The 18,969-nt window shown below is 45.4% G+C and carries 14 protein-coding genes and 4 tRNA genes; 13 read left to right on the top strand and 5 right to left on the bottom strand.

From position 1 onward, the window contains the following. Nucleotides 1-8: 8 nt before the first annotated feature. The 3 genes from IX95_RS19080 to IX95_RS19070 all read right to left on the bottom strand — a co-directional run bounded on the left by IX95_RS19080 (nt 9) and on the right by IX95_RS19070 (nt 4,914). The gene (locus IX95_RS19080) at nt 9-2,372 is read right to left on the bottom strand and encodes a DNA polymerase II (protein WP_038163160.1); all 2,364 of its coding nucleotides are present in this window, start codon (nt 2,370-2,372) and stop codon (nt 9-11) included. Nucleotides 2,373-2,446: 74 nt separating this feature from the next. After that, nucleotides 2,447-4,258 carry an Lnb N-terminal periplasmic domain-containing protein gene (locus tag IX95_RS19075; RefSeq protein WP_235202652.1) on the bottom strand — a complete coding sequence of 604 codons (1,812 nt, stop codon included), beginning with the start codon at nt 4,256-4,258 and terminating at the stop codon, nt 2,447-2,449. 170 nt (nt 4,259-4,428) lie between these two features. Next, the gene (locus tag IX95_RS19070; protein ID WP_019277049.1) at nt 4,429-4,914 is read right to left on the bottom strand and encodes a DUF3015 domain-containing protein; all 486 of its coding nucleotides are present in this window, start codon (nt 4,912-4,914) and stop codon (nt 4,429-4,431) included. A gap of 350 nt (nt 4,915-5,264) precedes the next feature. On the opposite strand from IX95_RS19070, the gene uvrY reads away from it, so the two are divergent. The 7 genes from uvrY to IX95_RS19035 all read left to right on the top strand — a co-directional run bounded on the left by uvrY (nt 5,265) and on the right by IX95_RS19035 (nt 9,017). Continuing rightward, nucleotides 5,265-5,909: a UvrY/SirA/GacA family response regulator transcription factor gene (gene uvrY / locus IX95_RS19065; RefSeq protein WP_006962720.1), complete on the top strand. Its 645-nt coding sequence runs from the start codon at nt 5,265-5,267 to the stop codon at nt 5,907-5,909. Beyond that, nucleotides 5,909-7,741 carry an excinuclease ABC subunit UvrC gene (gene uvrC / locus IX95_RS19060; protein WP_029236240.1) on the top strand — a complete coding sequence of 611 codons (1,833 nt, stop codon included), beginning with the start codon at nt 5,909-5,911 and terminating at the stop codon, nt 7,739-7,741. The genes uvrY and uvrC overlap by 1 nt, the downstream gene beginning before the upstream one ends. Nucleotides 7,742-7,819: 78 nt before the next feature. After that, on the top strand, nt 7,820-8,377 hold the full coding sequence (gene pgsA, locus IX95_RS19055; RefSeq protein WP_038163154.1) for a CDP-diacylglycerol--glycerol-3-phosphate 3-phosphatidyltransferase: 558 nt from the start codon (nt 7,820-7,822) through the stop codon (nt 8,375-8,377). 236 nt (nt 8,378-8,613) lie between these two features. Then, nucleotides 8,614-8,687, top strand: a tRNA-Cys gene (locus IX95_RS19050). Nucleotides 8,688-8,690: 3 nt separating this feature from the next. Then, a tRNA-Gly gene (locus IX95_RS19045) sits at nt 8,691-8,766 on the top strand. Between the two features lie 71 nt (nt 8,767-8,837). Beyond that, nucleotides 8,838-8,924 (top strand) — tRNA-Leu (locus tag IX95_RS19040). A 17-nt stretch (nt 8,925-8,941) separates the two neighbouring features. Next, nucleotides 8,942-9,017, top strand: a tRNA-Gly gene (locus IX95_RS19035). A 105-nt stretch (nt 9,018-9,122) separates the two neighbouring features. Here the strand turns inward: IX95_RS19035 and IX95_RS19030 are convergent. Next, a complete protein-coding gene (locus IX95_RS19030) occupies nt 9,123-10,163 on the bottom strand; it encodes an alkene reductase (RefSeq protein WP_038163150.1) in 1,041 nt (346 codons plus the stop codon). Between the two features lie 136 nt (nt 10,164-10,299). Between IX95_RS19030 and IX95_RS19025 the strand changes: the two genes are divergently transcribed. Beyond that, complete coding sequence (locus IX95_RS19025; RefSeq protein ID WP_038163148.1) at nt 10,300-10,878, top strand: TetR/AcrR family transcriptional regulator; 579 nt, start codon at nt 10,300-10,302, stop codon at nt 10,876-10,878. 30 nt (nt 10,879-10,908) lie between these two features. On the opposite strand, the gene IX95_RS19020 is transcribed toward IX95_RS19025, so the two are convergent. After that, nucleotides 10,909-12,033, bottom strand: coding sequence for a PQQ-dependent sugar dehydrogenase (locus IX95_RS19020; protein WP_253819493.1), 1,125 nt, complete (start codon nt 12,031-12,033; stop codon nt 10,909-10,911). A 196-nt stretch (nt 12,034-12,229) separates the two neighbouring features. Between IX95_RS19020 and IX95_RS19015 the strand changes: the two genes are divergently transcribed. From IX95_RS19015 to IX95_RS18995, 5 genes are all read left to right on the top strand, one after another. Beyond that, a complete protein-coding gene (locus tag IX95_RS19015; RefSeq protein ID WP_006962710.1) occupies nt 12,230-13,018 on the top strand; it encodes a TetR/AcrR family transcriptional regulator in 789 nt (262 codons plus the stop codon). 181 nt (nt 13,019-13,199) lie between these two features. Beyond that, nucleotides 13,200-15,590, top strand: coding sequence for an efflux RND transporter permease subunit (locus IX95_RS19010; protein WP_038163145.1), 2,391 nt, complete (start codon nt 13,200-13,202; stop codon nt 15,588-15,590). Between the two features lie 11 nt (nt 15,591-15,601). Next, nucleotides 15,602-16,402, top strand: coding sequence for an outer membrane lipoprotein-sorting protein (locus tag IX95_RS19005; RefSeq protein ID WP_038163143.1), 801 nt, complete (start codon nt 15,602-15,604; stop codon nt 16,400-16,402). Nucleotides 16,403-16,410: 8 nt separating this feature from the next. Then, complete coding sequence (locus IX95_RS19000) at nt 16,411-17,592, top strand: hypothetical protein (protein ID WP_038163141.1); 1,182 nt, start codon at nt 16,411-16,413, stop codon at nt 17,590-17,592. A 191-nt stretch (nt 17,593-17,783) separates the two neighbouring features. Beyond that, on the top strand, nt 17,784-18,926 hold the full coding sequence (locus tag IX95_RS18995) for a GGDEF domain-containing protein (protein ID WP_038163138.1): 1,143 nt from the start codon (nt 17,784-17,786) through the stop codon (nt 18,924-18,926). Nucleotides 18,927-18,969 lie beyond the last annotated feature (43 nt).

The following is an 18,969-nucleotide window of genomic DNA, read 5'->3' as shown; positions in this document are numbered from 1 at the left end:
GTTCAGTGTTAGAACAAACCGAGCTGAGGCTCACTGAGTGTTGAAAAATCAATGCCAATAAATGGCAAGATAGCTTCTGCGACAGGCTGAAGCTGTTTATCAATGTAGTGCTGATAATCAATGTTGCTCTTAAGGTATTCTTTGGGTTCAGGGCCAGAAATCGTAATCAGGTATTCAATTCGTCCTTTGTTTTGGTATTGCAAAGGGCGGCCTAGCTGAGCATTGATTTCATCCGCTAACCGAGCCGCACGCACCTGTGGCGGAATGTTTTTCTGGTATTCGTGTAGCTTCCGGCGTAACCTTTTTTGGTAAACAAGTTCATCATCAAACTCGCCCGCCATGGTTCTTTCGACAAAGTCCCGAACGTAGTCAGAGGGATCTTCACCATGGAAAACCAGTGAATACAGATCTTGCTGAAAGCGTTGAGCGAGCGGAGTCCAGTCGGTGCGAGCACTTTCCAATCCCTTAAAGACTATTTTTTCCCTGTCACCCTCACCAATCAAGCCTGCATAACGTTTTTTGGATCCAGTTTCTTGACCACGGATAGTTGGCATCAGAAACTTTTTGTAGTGGGTTTCATACTCCAGTTCGAGGATAGAGGTAAGGCCGTATTCTTGTTTGAGATGGTTAGTCCACCACGAATTGATATGTTCGACAAGCTGGTGGCCAATTTCATCGGCTTGTTGCTGAGAAAATTGCCCGTTCAAAGAAACAAACGTGGAATCTGTATCCCCATAAATTACTTGATAGCCTTTGTCTTCGATGAGTACTTTCGTCTGCTTCATGATTTCGTGACCACGCATAGTGATACTTGATGCCAAGCGAGTATCAAAGAAGCGACAGCCAGAAGAGCCTAGTACGCCGTAGAAGGAGTTCATAATGATTTTGATCGCCTGTGAGAAGGCCTTTTCTTTGTTTTTCTTGGCGATATCGCGCGCCGCCCACAGGTTTTCGATCATCTCGGGCAAAAAGTGTTTACTACGATGAAATTGACCGCCGCGAAATCCTTCGACGGCCTGGTTTTCCTGTTTGCCAACGTCCAACTTCAACCCTTCGATTAAACCCATCGGGTCAATGAGGAAAGAGCGGATAATGGAAGGGTACAGGCTCTTAAAATCCAGAACTAACACTGAATCATACAGGTTCGGAATGGAGTCCATTACATAGCCCCCTGGACTAGCCAACCAGTTTTCAGAATGTAGGTTAGGGGCAATGTACCCAGCACGATGGATTTGTGGCAGGTAAAGGTTGGTAAATGCAGCGACCGAGCCGCCGACACGGTCCAGCTCAACGCCAGTCAGTTTAGAGCGTTCAATGGCGAACTCGAGCAAGTGGGTGTGGGCAAAAATCTTGTTGACCAGAACACAATCTTGCAGGTTGTACTTTGCAAGTGAGGGCTTATCCTTTTTGAACATGTAATTGATTTCGTCCATTCGATCATGAACATTGTGGATTTGCTTACCCTCGCCGAGTAACTCCTGAGAAACCGATTCAAGCGACCAGCTTCGAAAGTGATAAGTGGCGGTTTTTAGCGTATCGATACCATCTAAAACCACGCGACCTGGTATTGATATGAATGCTTGTTGAGTGTTACTTGAGGTGCGAAAAAAACTCGCCTGACTCGCACGTCCAATCATTAATCTGACTTTATTCCACTCGGCACGTTTATGTAGGAGCCTAAAGTCAAAATCAATCACGTTCCAGCCTACGATGACATCGGGATCAAATTGCTGAAACCACGTGATCAGCGATAACAACAAGTGTTTCTCGTCTTGAACCCACTCAATCTCGGTTTCAGCAGCTTGCGGTTCTCCAATCATTATGACGCGGCTGTCCATAGGGCTATCGAGTCCTATAGAGTAAAGAACGCCTTTCTCTGAACATTCGATATCGAGTGAGACAACCTTTAACTGAGGTGTATAGTTACCCTGACGGCATTTGACGCTTGAAAAGCGAGTGTAGCTCTTTCTAGGTTGGGGGTGACCGGTAAATTCGACACTGCCTTGAACAAAGCGCTCCATTAAGTATCGATCTGCAAGGCGTATATCGTCTTCGAGTACAAGAATTTCGTGATGTTTGAATTTCTGACTTAGCCGTTGCCCGTCTTTAACGGTTAAGCAGTAACAAGCCGCAAGTTCTACATCATCAAAGCTATGCAGTGGCAAACGTTTTATCTCAGCCTGAATTGATAACTCGCTAACTAAAGCTTGGCATTGTTCGATATCGTCTTGAGGAATAAAGAAGACGGGTTTTTCTCCCGGTATAACAAGCTGTACCGGCCCATTATCAGTAGATAACCATAAATCGATCTGAGTTTGACCAGAAACATCTCTGGCGTGGCGAGTAAGTAGGAAACCTTGTTGGACGGACATTTGTACTGCTCTAAATGAAAACCAAGCAACGGATGAAGCTTGGTTTCACTAGCTTAGCATAAGCAGGCGTTCTCTTAATAATAGATAAAGCCTGTCAGTCTGGCGCCAATGTTCTCAGACTGCCAACTTTGATAACTCAGTTGCGTTCGCACAGCAAAATTACGATTGAAGCTCCAGTTCCAGCTTGCATCAATTTCGACATGGCTCTCTTCCTGAGAGTTAATCAGCGCCATATATTGAGCTTGCAATCCTATTCTATGATTACGTCCAGCTTGGAAAATTGCTCCCGTTTCCAAGCCGACCCCAGGGACTGCGTCATATTCCGTCAGATTGCCGCCACTGACTGCACCTGAAAAGAGTGTGTATACGTGGATCTTGTCTGGTGAGCCCCAAGCCTTGCCAAAGCCACCTTGTCCAAACCATCTTCCTGCCAACTTATTAGACAGAGGCTGTCTATCAAAGCCAGTGCGAATATTCCAAGCCCAACTGTCGAATACTCTATTACTTGGAGCAAGCGCCATTGTGTCGATAAAGTAAAACCTATCGAGTCGAGAAGTGCCTTGCTGATCAATACTCACTTGAGTATCTAGAAAGTTGATCTGTGCGCCAGGTATGAAGCCATCCTGTGAGTCAAGCAAATCATGATACGCCGCTCTCCATTCAATGGTGGCTTGATTACTGTACTCATCCCAGTATTGGTAGCTCAGTCCGATACGGGCGGAAGCGTGCCCTTTTTCTGGTGGAACGTCAGGCTGAGGAACTGGGGTAAACGGAGACTCTACTTTGATTCTGCTGCGCAGATAGAGCAATTTGGTTAGCCGTTTGGCTGTCGGATCTCGTTCTAAACCGGAGTCATACAATTGAAAGTTTAACCACTCGTAGGCGAGTTCTAGAATTGCTGCTCGTTCTTCATCTGAGAATTCGTTTTCACTCGGGTACTCGCCTTGTGTCGCTTTTTTAGCAGCCTCGAAGATTTTTTCATCGGCTTCATTGGCTTGATGTAGCAATCTGGTGCCAAATGCCTCGCGATATTGAGGTTCTTCCAATAATCCGCTTTCCGCTAATGCATAAACTGTATCTGACGGAATTGCCTGTATCGAGAAGTCTTTGGTCAAGCTTAAGTCTTCCCGAGCGACATCCAATAGAGACAGCAACTGATAAGAACAGTTTTCGTCTAAGAAATAGTAATCAAACTCTGCTCTTTGCATTTCCCATAAGTGTAATAAAACCCGATTTACTTCCTCTTCATTGAGTTTAAGTTTGTACTCCCAAATATCTCTCGATTCGATGTCGTTGTATTCACGAACTTTTCGATAATATGGCATCACGGTGTAACGACCGGGGTAGCTGCCGATCAATCCTTTGATCGCAAACAGAGCGGGGTTGTCATCTGTTTCTGGCTCAGCAGCAAAATTAATGGCAAATGCGACCAATTCTTTATGTCTGGTTTGATCCTTAGCGTCGACACGCAATAGGGTGTGACCAAACATAGAAGAAGGGTTATTCATAAATGCGGTTGGGAAAACAAGCGTAAGACCAGCCGGGTCGATGACTTGGCTCCAAGTTTCTAGCTCTGGGCAGTTCAATATCGCCTGGCGACCTTGTTGCTGTTCAAGCCAACTATAGCGTGCTGGATATTGACACTGAGTCTCCAATGCAAGTTGCTTATCCTCTGAATAAAGCCGACTGATGGTTGCCTCAAGCTCCGCTTTTGGAGAGTACTTTCCTTGTTCCGAAAGAAAAAATTCGCTTTTATCGACGGTACTTTCGTATCCAGATAGAAGCGCAGGCAAATAGTGGCCGAGCTTATGCCAGTATGAGTGCTTGGAGAGCTGTTCTACATCGAATTCACTAGCGATTGATGCTGAAGGTAATAAAAGGCTCAAACTTAAGCCACACAACAAAGAGGTTTTTAGCAAAGGGGACTTCATCTAATACACAGTCTTACAGTTCGATTGAGCTTCTACTTTTGGCGTCAGGATACAACAAATAATAGGGAGGCTTTAGGGTGGTGTGAAAAAGGTGCCTAGAAAGGCACCTTTTAATAGGGCATTGATTAAATAGCGTAACCCGCTAGTTGTGCGTTATCCGCAACAACGTTGTTCAGGTTTACAAATACTTCTTGAGAAGTGACATTTTCAGATTTGAATACTTGCGCAAAGTTTTCTTGAGCTAGAGTGTTGAATGCTGCTTTGTCAGCTTCATTAATACCCCAAACTTCAGAAAGTGTTGCCAGAGTTTCACCTTCGCCTTTAGCGATATCACGTGCTAGGTTGTCCATGTTGCCATCAATGAACATGGCTAGCTTTTCAGATGATGAAATTGTACCTGTGCCGTCACAACCTAGAGTACCGAAAGTGATACCAAAAGTTTGGTTACCTGAAGTGCCGTTAGTTGTAGCAGCTAGAATTTTAGAAACTTTGCCTGACTGACCGTCGAATACCATAGTACCCAAACCACAACCAATATCATTGTCAGCAAGTGCTAGATTAGACATAGGAAGAGTTGTTGCTAGGGCTGCCACTGCTAGAAGCTTTTTCATAACATATCCTTATAAGATGATATTTAAAATGTATTTTAAACTGTGCAACTATGCGTACTGCACTGTGTATTAATAGGTGAAATTAGATTCGTTTTCAATGATAAGCCTTGCGTTGTGTGTCCGTATGCCGATTTTTGACTCATAACCTCATTGTATGACTTAACTTATTGATTGCATGGTCATTAATGTGCTAAGCAGCAGATGTGAAAATAAGTACTTGCTAAAGTTTGCGTTTGAGCACATATTCAGAGTAAGTAAAAAGCGTAATTTAAGTTAAAATAGGCTGCCATGCTGTTATCCACTACAAATAGTGGGTGCAGAGCCAATCAAGAAAGTGTGGAGATACAAGTTTGATAAGTGTTTTCCTTGTAGATGATCACGAGCTGGTTCGCACAGGGATACGACGTATTATTGAAGACGTCCGTGGAATGAACGTAGCAGGGGAAGCTGAAAGCGGTGAAGACGCAGCAAAATGGTGTCGTAGCAATCATGCCGATGTCATTTTGATGGATATGAACATGCCAGGTATTGGTGGCTTAGAAGCTACCAAGAAAATCTTGCGGTTCAATCCTGATGTGAAAATCATCGTTTTAACTGTTCATACGGAAAATCCGTTTCCAACTAAAGTGATGCAAGCAGGTGCCGCAGGTTACCTGACTAAAGGTGCGGGGCCAGATGAAATGGTCAACGCAATTCGTGTTGTAAATAGCGGCCAACGTTATATTTCTCCTGAAATTGCTCAGCAGATGGCGCTTAGCCAATTCTCTCCAGCATCGGAAAATCCTTTTGCCGATCTTTCTGAGCGTGAATTGCAGATCATGATGATGATCACCAAAGGGCAGAAGGTAACCGATATTTCAGAGCAGTTGAATTTGAGCCCGAAAACTGTCAACAGTTACCGCTACCGCTTGTTCAATAAGCTGGACATCAGCGGTGACGTAGAGTTGACTCACCTAGCCATCCGCCATGGAATGTTAGACACCGAGACATTGTAGTGACCGCCACATTCGACTCGGCTTCCTTTCTAAAAACCGTTACTAATCAGCCCGGCGTGTACAGAATGTATAACGCCGAGGCTGTTGTCATCTACGTAGGCAAAGCCAAAGACCTCAAAAAGCGCCTTTCTAGCTATTTCCGTAAGAAAGTAGACAGCGAAAAAACGCGAGCTCTAGTCAGTAATATTGACAAGATTGATGTTACGGTGACGCACACCGAAACAGAGGCCCTGATACTTGAACACAACTACATTAAGCAGTATTTACCCAAATACAATGTATTACTGCGTGATGACAAGTCATACCCTTACATTTTTGTTAGTGGTCATAAGCACCCGAGGCTATCGATGCACCGCGGCGCAAAAAAGCGCAAAGGTGAATACTTTGGGCCTTACCCCGATTCGGGAGCTGTGCGTGAAACGCTGCACTTAATTCAAAAAATTTTCCCTGTTCGACAATGTGAAGATACGGTTTACAGTAATCGTACTCGGCCTTGTCTGATGTACCAAATTGGCCGATGTGCGGGGCCATGCGTTAGCAGTATTATCTCTGATGAAGATTATGCTGAGCTGGTGGGCTTTGTTCGTTTGTTCCTGCAAGGAAAAGATCAGCAGGTTCTCACGACCTTGGTCGAAAAAATGGAGCTGGCCAGTAAAAGTCTTAAGTTTGAAGACGCGGCAAAGTTCAGGGACCAAATTCAAGCGATACGTCGTGTTCAGGAGCAGCAGTTTGTTTCTGAAGACTCTCAAGATGATATGGACGTCTTAGGTTTTGCTCAAGAAAATGGCATTGCCTGTATCCATATTCTGATGATTCGCCAAGGTAAGATTTTAGGCAGTCGTAGCCATTTTCCTAAGATTCCCAATGATACGACTCAAGAAGAAGTGTTTTATAGTTTTTTGAGCCAGTATTACCTGAGCCACAACGAAGCACGAACGATCCCGACACGAATCATCCTTAACTCCGGCCTGATGGAAGAATCGCTGCCATTACAAGAGGCTTTAGGCGAGATTGCCGGACGTAAAGTTCATTTTCACGTTAATCCAACGGGAACTCGTGGACGCTACCTTAAGCTGTCGAATACCAACGCACTGACAGCCATTACTACCAAAATCAACCACAAGATGACGATATCCCAACGCTTTAAAGAGTTACGGGAAGTCTTAGGTATGGATATCATCACTCGCATGGAATGCTTCGACATATCGCATACGATGGGCGAAAGTACGATTGCTTCCTGTGTTGTGTTTAATCAAGAAGGGCCAGTGAAGCAGGAATATCGTCGCTACAATATTACTGGAATTACCGGTGGTGATGATTACGCCGCGATGGGACAAGCACTCGAGAGGCGTTACTCTAAGCAGCTGGATGTGGAAAAAATCCCGGATATTGTGTTTATTGATGGTGGTAAAGGGCAGCTTAATCGAGCGTTTGAAATCATTTCACAGTACTGGGGAGATTGGCCTAAGCGGCCACGTTTGATTGGTATTGCGAAAGGAGTGACGCGTAAACCAGGATTGGAAACTTTGATTACCACAGACGGTGAAGAGTTCAACTTGCCTAGTGATGCACCAGCTCTACATTTGATGCAACATATCCGTGATGAAAGCCATAACCATGCCATTGCGGGGCATCGGGCTAAACGTGGAAAAACAAGAAGAACCAGTGCCTTGGAAGGCATTGAAGGGGTGGGGCCGAAACGTCGTCAGGCATTGCTCAAATACATGGGGGGATTACAGGAACTTCAACGTGCTAGCGTTGAAGAAATCGCCAAAGTCCCTGGGATTAGTGTTTCTTTGGCAGAAAACATTTATCAAGCATTGAAACAATAGGAAAAATCCCGCACCATAAGAGCCCTGTTTTTAAGCAGTGAACAGAGCAATACGCAAACGATAAGAGCCTCAATAAATATGCGTTTAAATATCCCTAACATTTTATCTTTGTTACGACTTTTCCTTATTCCAGTATTTGTCGTGGTTTTTTATCTTCCTTACAGTTGGGCACCTTTTGCAGCGGCAATGGTGTTCTGGGTTGCAGGGTTCACGGACTGGCTAGATGGAATGTTAGCGCGAAAGTTGGGGCAAACCTCCCGTTTTGGTGCTTTTATCGATCCTGTTGCTGATAAAGTTCTTGTCGCGACAGCTCTGATTCTTGTCACTGAATACTACCACTCCATTTGGGTCACAATTCCTGCTGTGACTATGATTGCTCGAGAAATCATTATTTCTGCATTGCGTGAGTGGATGGCAGAAATTGGTAAACGTGCCAGTGTGGCAGTTTCATGGGTAGGTAAAGTAAAAACGCTTAGCCAAATGTTTGCTTTATGGGTGCTTATCTGGCGTTATGATGACTGGATGATTTGGTTAGGTTACGCTGCGCTTTATGTTGCTACCGTATTGACCTATTGGTCTATGGCACAGTATTTAATGGCAGCCAAAGACGATCTTCTCAGTGAAGAACATCATTAAAGAAAACGGGCAATAGCCCGTTTTTTTATGCCTCTCATCTACTTTGTTTAAGTTAACTTGGTAAAAATCAAAAGAATTTTGAGAGTAAATTAATCAAATTAGAAGCTTTTGACTGTTAATTAGACAAACGATTCAAAAAATTAAAAATAGTGTTGACTCATTAGTTCGAATCCGTAGAATGCATCCCGTACCCAAGAGGAACGCAGCGAAATAAGCGAGACGATTGGAGTTACGAAGGCGCGTTGGCAGAGTGGCTATGCAGCGGATTGCAAATCCGTGGACCTCGGTTCGACTCCGGGACGCGCCTCCATTTGCGACACTAGCTCAGTTGGTAGAGCGCAACCTTGCCAAGGTTGAGGTCACGAGTTCGAACCTCGTGTGTCGCTCCAAATTTTATGATAGCGATTCCTAATGGGTCGATGTCAAAGATGGTGTCTCCATCACAAATTTAGATTTGTGTGCCCTGGTGGTGGAATTGGTAGACACAAGGGATTTAAAATCCCTCGGCGTTCGCGCTGTGCCGGTTCAAGTCCGGCCCGGGGCACCATCTAACTAACGCATTATGCGACACTAGCTCAGTTGGTAGAGCGCAACCTTGCCAAGGTTGAGGTCACGAGTTCGAACCTCGTGTGTCGCTCCAAATTACGAAGCCCTGACCATTTGGTCAGGGCTTTTTTGTATCTTCATTACATAAGAAATCAGCGGCAACAAGCCGCTGATTTTTCATTCACCAAACGTGAATGGGTTATACAAGCTCGGCGAGCATTTCATCCGAATATTCGGTCAACACAGAGCCTGATTTTACTTTTTCGACATAGTCAGGGTTGGCGATTAATGGGCGACCAATTGCCAGCAAATCAAATTTGCCAGACTCCAACGCCGCATTTCCAGTTTCTGGTGTAAAACCACCGACACCCATTAACGTCTTACTGTAGTTTGAACGCATATACTCTGAAACGGTGCCATCTAGGTAATCAAATGACATGTTATCGTCAAAAATTCCCACGTGAAGGTAGCTTAGATCACGGCTTTCGAGTTCTTTGAGCAAGTAATCTGAAACCTGACGATCGCGATTGTCTGGCTCCATGTTGAAGTAAGCACCCGGAGAGAGTCGTAGCGCTGTTCTATCTTTACCAATGGCATCAACGATTGCATCGACCACTTGCAACGGGAAACGTGCCATATTTTCAGCTGAGCCACCAAATTCGTCGTCTCGAGTATTGCTTGAATAATGTAGGAATTGATCGATCAGATAGCCATTTGCTCCGTGGATTTCAACCCCGTCAAAGCCGGCTTCTAGAGCATTAATAGCGGCCTGACGATAATCTTCAACAAGTTCTTCAATTTCTTCTCGGGTCGCAGGCTTAGGCATGGTGTAGGTCAGCTCTCGCATGCGGGGTACGCTGCCTTCAACGCTGACTGCGGAAGGCGCCAGTACATATTCTCCATTGAAGAAATGAGGGTGAGCAACACGGCCAGTGTGCCACAGCTGGACAAAAATCTTACCGCCTTTCTCATGAACCGCGTCTGTCACCTTACGCCAGCCTGCAATTTGCTCCTGACTGAAGATTCCGGGGGTATTCGGATATCCCTGACCATCTGGGCGAATGATGGTCGCTTCACTAATAATCAAACCAGTGTCTGCTCTACGAGCATAGTAATCCACCATCGCTTGAGTTGGAACTAGGCTGTCATCAGCCATACAACGAGTCAGTGGTGCCATCACAATTCTGTTGTTCAATGTAATGGTGTCGTTCAGCGCTAATGGTTCAAATAGGTTATTCATGACGTTCCCTTTGTGGTTTTTTCTTGAATGCCCATTCAAGTTAGTCTAATTTGAACAAGCATTCAACTACTTTTTTGAATGCTTGTTCAAAATAAAGTAGAATCGATCCATATTGATAATTGAGATAAGAGAACCAATGCGCAGCGCTGAATTTGATCGGGAAGAAGTATTACGTTCTGCAATGGATGCTTTTGTAGCTAAAGGGTACGCTAAGACCAGCATGCAAGACCTAAAAAAGGTAACTGGACTGCACCCCGGTTCGATCTATTGTGCCTTTGAGAACAAGCGCGGCTTATTGATTGCGGCGTTGGAACAGTATCGTGATGATAAATCGCAAGAGTTTCAGGCCTTGTTCGACTCTCAACCAACAGTGATGGCTGGCTTTGAAAAATATCTAAGCTGGGTGGTCGAAGAGTGTGAAACGGAAGAAATCAAAGATTGTTTGCTGCAGAAATCACTCAGTGAGATGGCACAGCAGGATGATGAAGTGGAACATCTTATCAGCATGATGCTTCAAGACTGGCATCAGTCTATTGAAGAGAAGCTTTCCCAGGCGCAGCAGGCGGGTCAAGCATCTCAAAAAAAATCGCCAGCTCAGTTAGCTCAGTTTTTGGTGATGGGTATCTATGGCATGCGGACTTTATCTCACACTCAGCCAAAACCTGGGGTATTAGGTGAGCTCAAGGATGAACTGCTGGAGCATATCACTGCTTAAGAAAAAGGCCCGTAATATCGGGCCTTTTTCTTAGCTGCGAGTTGGAACAAGGCGGTATATGTTGCCTTGATCAGTACTAAAGATGAGTTCATCCTTAGGGCTGACGATGACATGGCGAATGCGTTCGTTAAGCTCTGACAATATTCGAATTTCATCTACTGCTTGATTGTTTTTGTCTAGCGTGACCACATTAATATGGGTCAGTTTCAAAGCGGGTGCGAGAAGCTTACCGTTCAGTTCAGGGTAGTTTTTACCTCGATACAAAAGCAAACTTGAGGGAGCGATGGAAGGAACATAAACCTTTACTGGTGACTCGATCCCCTCTTTTTCTTTGGATTCTCCGACATTAATCGGCCCCCAGTATTCTTTACCGTGAGAAGTGATTGGCCAGCCATAGTTTGAGCCCGGTTGAATAAGGTTTATTTCATCGCCGCCTCTTGGGCCATGTTCTATCGACCATAAAGCGCGAGCTGCTGAATCGTAAAACAAGCCTTGTGGATTACGATGACCAAAGCTCCAGATTTCCTTTTGCGCGCCTTTTTGCTCGGCGAAAGGGTTGTCTTCGGCTGCTGAACCGTCAGGGTTCAACCTGAGAATCGAACCCGCATGGGTACTTAAGTCCTGGCCATTGTCTCGTTCTCCGCGATCGCCGACACTCATGTAGAGGTACTGATCATCGAAGGTCACCCGACTACCGTAGTGGCGGTTGGTCGAGGAATTGGATGTTGTCGTAAGGATGTTTCTCCAGTCTGAGAGCTTACCGTCTGAAAATGTGAAGGTAGCAAGAGTGGTATCTGAACCGCTAGCGGTGCGTTTACTGTAGGTCACATACGCTTTGTTCGGTTCGAAAGGGGACATCGCGATATCGAGCAACCCTCCCTGACCGTTGGCATAAAGGCCAGCAGGGTCTTCCATAAGCTGAGTACTTTTCCCTGTAGCGATATCGACCGAGAGAATATGGCCGTTGCGTTCGGTGACCAGTAACGTGTTGTCATCGGCAAACGCCATTCCCCAAGGAACCAGTAAACCTGAAGCAATTTTTTCTGTTGAGTAGTCCGCTGACAATGCCGGACTTGTCCAGCATGTAAAAGTAACAAGCGGTAAAGCTAAGTATTTGAACACGTGGGAATGTCTCTCTAGTTCAGATAAGTGCATAAAGTGTAGCACGATAATAATTCATAGTTTTTATGTATGTATCTACGAATAAATCTTTTATTTGAGTGATATATGATCTACTATGACGAAGTGTCAAAAATGACGAATCGTCATAATTGTGGTTTATCGCAATATTATGATTCGTGTTACAATTAGAAAGTTAAGGAGCAACAGACGGGTACGGATCGAAATAATCATGTTTGGCTTTAGCTGTAAAAAGAGTGATAAAAAAGACGGCGTCCGTTGTGGTTTTGGGTTAACCAAGAAACAACAGGCCATTGCCGATAGAGAAATAGAGCTGATTCTGCTGGCGAAAGCGCTGGTTCAAAAGGAAGGGTGGAGTAACCTGACCATGGACAAGCTAACGGCAGCAAGCCCTTACTCGAAAGGTACGATTTATAATCACTTTAGTAGTAAAGAAGACGCGATTGTTGCGCTTTGTATTCATTCTCTGAAAAGCGAAGCTGTGTTATTCGCCCGCGCTGCAGAATTTGAAGGCTGTACACGGGAAAAAATCATAGCGATGCATGTAGGCTACCGTATCTATACGCGCATGGAGCCGATTTTGTCCATGTGTGCACTAATGGCGAAAAATCCTTTTGTACTTGAGAAGGCGTCGCCAGAACGTGTTAAAGAGCTAAATGAGCTGGAAGAGCAAGTGATAGAAGGCGCCGATCAACTGGTTAACTACGCGGTTGAAAGTGGTGACCTCAAGTTCTCACCAGGTATCAGCTCAGATGCGATAGTGTTTGCCAATTGGTCGATTGCTTTTGGGTCAAATGCCCTTACGCAAAATGCGTCCAATAGCCATTGTATCAATCGCCTACAGGACCCGTTCTCAGTGCTCCATAATGCGAATATGCTGTTAGATGGGTTGAACTGGAAACCTCTCTCTAGTGAGTGGGATTACAAGAAGACCTGGCGCCGAGTAGAGCAGGAGCTATTTAGTCAAGAGATCGAATATCTCAACTCCGTCGGACGCTAATCTGCTTCAGCCTAAAATAAAGCCCGTTATGGGTTTTATTTGACTCTCTAAATGACGAATCGTCAAAAAAGACACTCGATAAGGTTTGAATCATTCAAACACGAGCTTTGTTACTTAAGTGCCAGCGTTAGCTGGTTTTTAAATAACAACTTTTGACGAAACGTCACAAACGGAGAGTGTGATGAAATCAGCCAACTCTAATCCAAATCAACCACATCCGTGGTTAACCTTACCTACCCGATTTAGCGGTTGGGTACTCCTACTGTCATTAGCACTGGTCACCGCTGCCACTTTTGGAGGAAAGAATCTTTATTTCCGTGGTGACTACAACATCTTTTTTGACGGAAAAAACCAACAACTGCTCACCTATGAGGAAATACAAACCACTTTCGCCAAATCCGACAACATCGCAATCATCATTTCCCCCCAAAGCGGCAACGTTTTTGAGCCAAGAACTCTAGAACTGATTCAACAGCTTACCCAAGATGCCTGGCTAGTACCTTATTCAAGCCGAGTCGACTCCATAGCCAATTATCAGCATACCGAAGCCATTGAAGATGACCTGATTGTCGAGGATCTTCTGTTGGAAGATTATCCTCTTACGCCAGAACGCATCGAAAAGGTTAAGGCGATTGCTTTGTCTGAACCTGTGGTCAAGCACGCCCTAATCTCTGAAAAAGGCGATGTGACAGTGGTGAATGTCACCGTTCAGCTACCCGAAATCGATGAGACGACGGAAGCACTCGAGGTAGTTGCTGGGGTTGATCAACTGTTGAGCAAGTACGGTGAACTGTACCCTCATGTCGAATTCCATAAAGCAGGGATCATTGCAATGAACCATGCTTTCATGGTTGCCGCTCAGGATGACAGCTCAACATTAGTTCCAGCCATGTTGCTGGTAATACTGGTGTTTTTGACCATTATGCTGCGTTCCTTCCTGAGTGTGATAGCCACTCTGGTGGTGATCATCGGCTCAGTCGCTGCAACTATGGGATTATCGGGCTGGGCTGGTATGTTCCTAAGTACAGCTACGGTCAATATTCCCACCTTAGTGATGACGTTGGCTGTCGCAGACTGCGTTCATGTTATCGCAACGATGCGTCAGAGCATGCAAAAAGGCCATTCTAAGCAGTACGCGATCGACCACAGCGTTTCGATTAACTTCATGCCGATCGTCATCACCTCAGTGACTACAGCGATTGGTTTCCTGATGATGAATATGTCGGATTCGCCGGTATTGAGAGATTTCGGTAACTTGGCAGCACTCGGTGTGATGTTGGCGTGTTTTCTGTCAGTCAGCTTGTTGCCGGCGCTACTCAAATTGCTGCCAATTAAAGTGAAGCGAAAAGAGACCGATAATGGGAAAACCAGCGACTCGATGGATAAGCTTGGCGATTGGGTAGTGAATAATCGCAAAGCCTTGCTGCCTATTTCTGTTGTTGTCATTGCGGTATCTGCTGCACTGATTCCACTGAATAAGGTGAATGATGAATCGGTGAAGTATTTTGATTCGCGCAATGAGTTTCGCCGCGCTGCGGATTTCATGGAAGAACGCATCAGTGGCATGACAACCATCAGTATTGCGGTGAAAACCCATGAGTCCCAAGGGATTGCGGATCCTATTTTTCTCCAGACGATTAGCAACTTTACTGACTGGCTTCGTATGCAGCCAGAAACGGATCACGTCGCCACGCTTTCCGATGTCTATAAACGCCTGAACAAGAACATGCATGGCGATGATGACAGTTACTACAAGCTGCCTCTGCAAAGAGAGCTCGCTGCACAATATTTGCTGTTGTATGAAATGTCACTGCCATATGGCCTTGATCTTAATAACCAGATTAATGTTGATAAATCGTCGATCAAACTGGTGGTGACCATCGACAACTTGGGCAGTGTTGAACTGGTTGATTTAGAGAATCGAATTTACGACTGGTTTAAGGCTAACGGCTCGCAGTACGACGTGTTGGCTTCAAGCCCATCGCTGATGTTTGCACACATTGGTGAGACCAACATGGCTAGCATGCTGTCGACACTGCCTATCACTCTGATCTTGATTTCAGCTTTGATGATTTTTGCACTGAGATCAATGCGACTTGGTGTGATCAGTATTGTACCTAACATGGCTCCGGCAATTATTGGCTTTGGCTTATGGGCCTTGATCTCTGGTGAGATAAACCTAGGTCTGTCTGTGGTTGTCACGCTGACATTGGGTATCGTTGTTGATGATGCGGTCCACTTTCTCTCTAAATATCAACGTGCACGTAAACAAGGGCAAAACGCCGAACAAGCCGTTCGCTATGCCTTTCACACTGTAGGTCGAGCTCTATGGATCACCACCATTGTTCTGGTTGCAGGGTTCACCGTGCTGGCCATGTCCACGTTCAGACTTAATGCAGATATGGGCCAGCTGAGCGCCATGGTGATCTTTATTGCTCTTGTCGTTGATTTTATTTTCCTACCAGCGCTGTTGATGCGCTTTGATACCGCGAGTTACGCGCAGGAAAACGAATCAATGACATCAGCCGCCACTTCAACTCAGCCAACAACGGCTCCTCAGACACAAAGTTAAGGGAATACACTATGAAACGTTCAAATTATTCATTGATAACATCGGTCGCGCTGTCTGCGTTGTTGACAATTGGCGGGCAATCTACGGCGTTTGCTAATGCTGAAAAAGGATTGGAAATTGCGACTGAACGCAAAGCGCGAGATGAAGGCTGGGGTGACTCAATCGCAACCATGCAAATGGTACTGAAAAACGCTCAAGGAGAGAGCAGTACTCGCGAAATGCGTATGAAGTCATTTGAAGTGGCTGATGACGGCGATAAAGGTTTGACGATTTTCGATCAGCCAAGAGACGTCAAAGGAACGGCATTTCTCAACCACTCGCACACTATCGATGCTGATGACCAATGGCTATATCTACCAGCGCTTAAACGAGTTAAGCGGATTTCCTCACGTAATAAATCGGGCCCGTTTATGGGCAGTGAATTTGCTTACGAAGACTTGAGCTCGTTTGAGCTGGAGAAATACACCTTCACTTACCTCCGTGATGAAGAGTTCGGAGGAAGCAGCACTTTCGTTGTCGAGCAGATACCAACAGACAAAAACTCGGGTTACACCAAACAGCAAGTCTGGCTGGATAAAGAGCATTACCGACCAATGCAGGTTGAATTTTATGACCGAAAAGGGTCACTGCTGAAAACGCTTAAATTCGATGATTACCAGCTCTATCTAGATAAATATTGGCGTGCCCACACCATGGCGATGACGAACCATCAAACAGGCAAGAGTACGCTGCTTACTACTAGTGATCTCCAGTTTCAGACTGGTTTGAGAGCAAGAGATTTTGAGAAGAATATCCTCAAACGGGTGAAATAAGGATCGCTATGAGCAAAATATGGAATAAGACAGGTCGCCTCGCGGCCTGTGTATCACTGACGCTAGCTGCCTTACATTGCCATGGTTTCGAGCTCTCAGGTCAGGTCAATCTTGAGCATCGACAGTTCTTTTCCGACGGACTTCAGGGGCAAGGTAAAGGTCAAAGTTCAATCGTCTTACAGCCTGAATTTTATTGGGAGATTGATGACAATTCAGATTTTACCTTCACGCCTTTTTATCGTTTAGACAGCGAAGATGATGAGCGAAGTCATGGCGACATTCGAGAAGCGCTTTATTTAACCTACTGGGATGACTACGAACTGCGTGCCGGGATCGGAAAGGTTTTCTGGGGCGTGACTGAGTCTGCACATCTGGTCGATGTGGTGAATCAAACCGATTCGATTGAAGCGGTGGACGGCGAAGACAAGCTAGGGCAACCCATGTTGCACCTGACTTCAGTCAAAGATTGGGGAATTATTGACGCGATGCTTCTTCCTTACTTCCGTGAACGTACCTTTGCAGGGCAAGATGGGCGTTTGAGGACGACATTACCAGTCTCAGAGGATGCGGTTTATGAATCTTCGCGTGAGGAGCAGCACGTTGATTATGCGCTGAGATACACCCAGATGTTTGGAGATTGGGATCTAGGGTTGAGCTACTTTCAAGGGACCAATCGCGACCCGTATTTCCGCCTTCAAGGGGCTGACTTGAAGCCTTACTACGCGCAGGCGAAGCAAGTCGGCGTGGATATTCAAGGCATCGTAGGTGACTGGTTGTGGAAGCTCGAGAGTATCTATCGTGACAGTTTTGATCACCACATTGGGTTGGTTTCAGGGTTTGAATACACCATTGTTGGTGCATTGGAAAGTGTTTGGGATGTCGGGCTTATCGCAGAGTATCTCTATGACAGTCGAGACAACAATGCTCAAAGTACCGGTCAAAACGATGTGTTCATTGGTTCACGTTTCGAACTGAACGATGAGGATGGTACCGAAATATTACTCGGCTTCACTCAGGATCTGGATAACAGTGATGTGTTCAGTGCTAAGTTGGAGGCGTCAAGTCGATTGACCAATCACCTTAAGTGGCGAGTCGATGGTTGGTGGTTTGAGAATGATACACCTGACGACTTATTGTACTTCGCGCGTAAGGATGACTTCATTGAAGTGTCGTTAGAGTATTACTTCTAAGTGAGAGCTCAATAACACTTTTTAAACGTGATCTTTATTCCAAACTCTAGGGGGCTGATCCAGCTCCCTTTTTTGTATTTAAGTCCTTAGCATCGCTACATTCCTATGTAAAATCCATAAATCATTTATGGTTTTTATGCATCGTGCTGACAGTGCAATGTGATAAATATAATTCTGAAGGCTATTAGCGAATGAAGTCATTTCAATGGGATAACTGCTACGAAACCGGCTTAGACGATGTTGATGAACAACACCAATACCTAGTCGAGATCATCAATCGATATGGAGAGTTGCTCACCAAGAATAACATGTCATTACAAGACATTCGCATGGCGCTGTTTGAATTATCTCGATACGCAGAATTTCATTTCAAGGAAGAAGAAGCGCTCATGCATTCGGTAGGGCTTCACCCTGCTCATATTGAAGGCCATGTCAAAATACACCGTGCCTTTATGACGGATATTATCAGCATGCAGGCGTTCATCAGTGATGAAAACAAGAAAGCTTCTGAGCAGTTGTTTAACTTTCTGATTCATTGGTTGGCTTACCATATCCTTGGCATCGACCAGAATATGTCTCGTCAGGTTAAACAGGTTCAGGCGGGTGTGGATCCAAAGACTGCCTATGAGCGCGAAGAGAAAAAACAAGACAGTTCGACGGAACCGCTTCTTAAGGCGCTTAATGGCTTGTTCGAACAGGTTTCTGACCGAAATAAAGAGCTGCTGGAATTGAATCAGTGCTTAGAAGATAAAGTGAAAGAACGGACTAAACAGTTATCCAAAGCGAATAAGCAGCTTGAAGAGCTATCTTTAACTGACCCACTCACTCAGCTTCCCAATCGACGCTGTGCGATTCGCAAACTGAAAGCATACTGGCATGAGTCAACCCTCAATCAAGAGCCTTTGGTGTGCATCATGATTGATGCTGACAACTTCAAACAGGTGAATGATAGCGCGGGGCACGACGCTGGTGATCGCTTGCTGGTGGAGTTAGCTCAGACGCTAAATGACTCATTTCGCAGTGATGATCTGGTGTGTCGTTTGGGCGGGGACGAGTTCTTCGTCATCTGCCCTAATACTGACGTCGAAGGAGGCGCGCATGTGGCGGAACAAACGAGACAAATTGTTGCTCAAATGCGTGTGCCCGCCGGTGATGACATCTGGTGTGGCAGCATTAGTGTCGGTGTGGCAGAGCGTACCTATGAAATGAGAGATTTCAACGATCTCATTAAGGGGGCAGATAACGCGGTCTACAAAGCCAAATCGCAAGGACGCAACTGTGTTGCGACGTGTGAGCAACCGCTCCATTCCTCTGCTTATGACATTTCACGCTAGTGTCTAGTCCAGCCAGTTTCCTCGTCGATACAGACCCAAATAG

The organism is Vibrio sp. B183 (assembly GCF_000740665.1).
GTDB lineage: Bacteria > Pseudomonadota > Gammaproteobacteria > Enterobacterales > Vibrionaceae > Vibrio > Vibrio coralliilyticus.
This window is presented reverse-complemented; position numbering and strand designations above follow the sequence as displayed.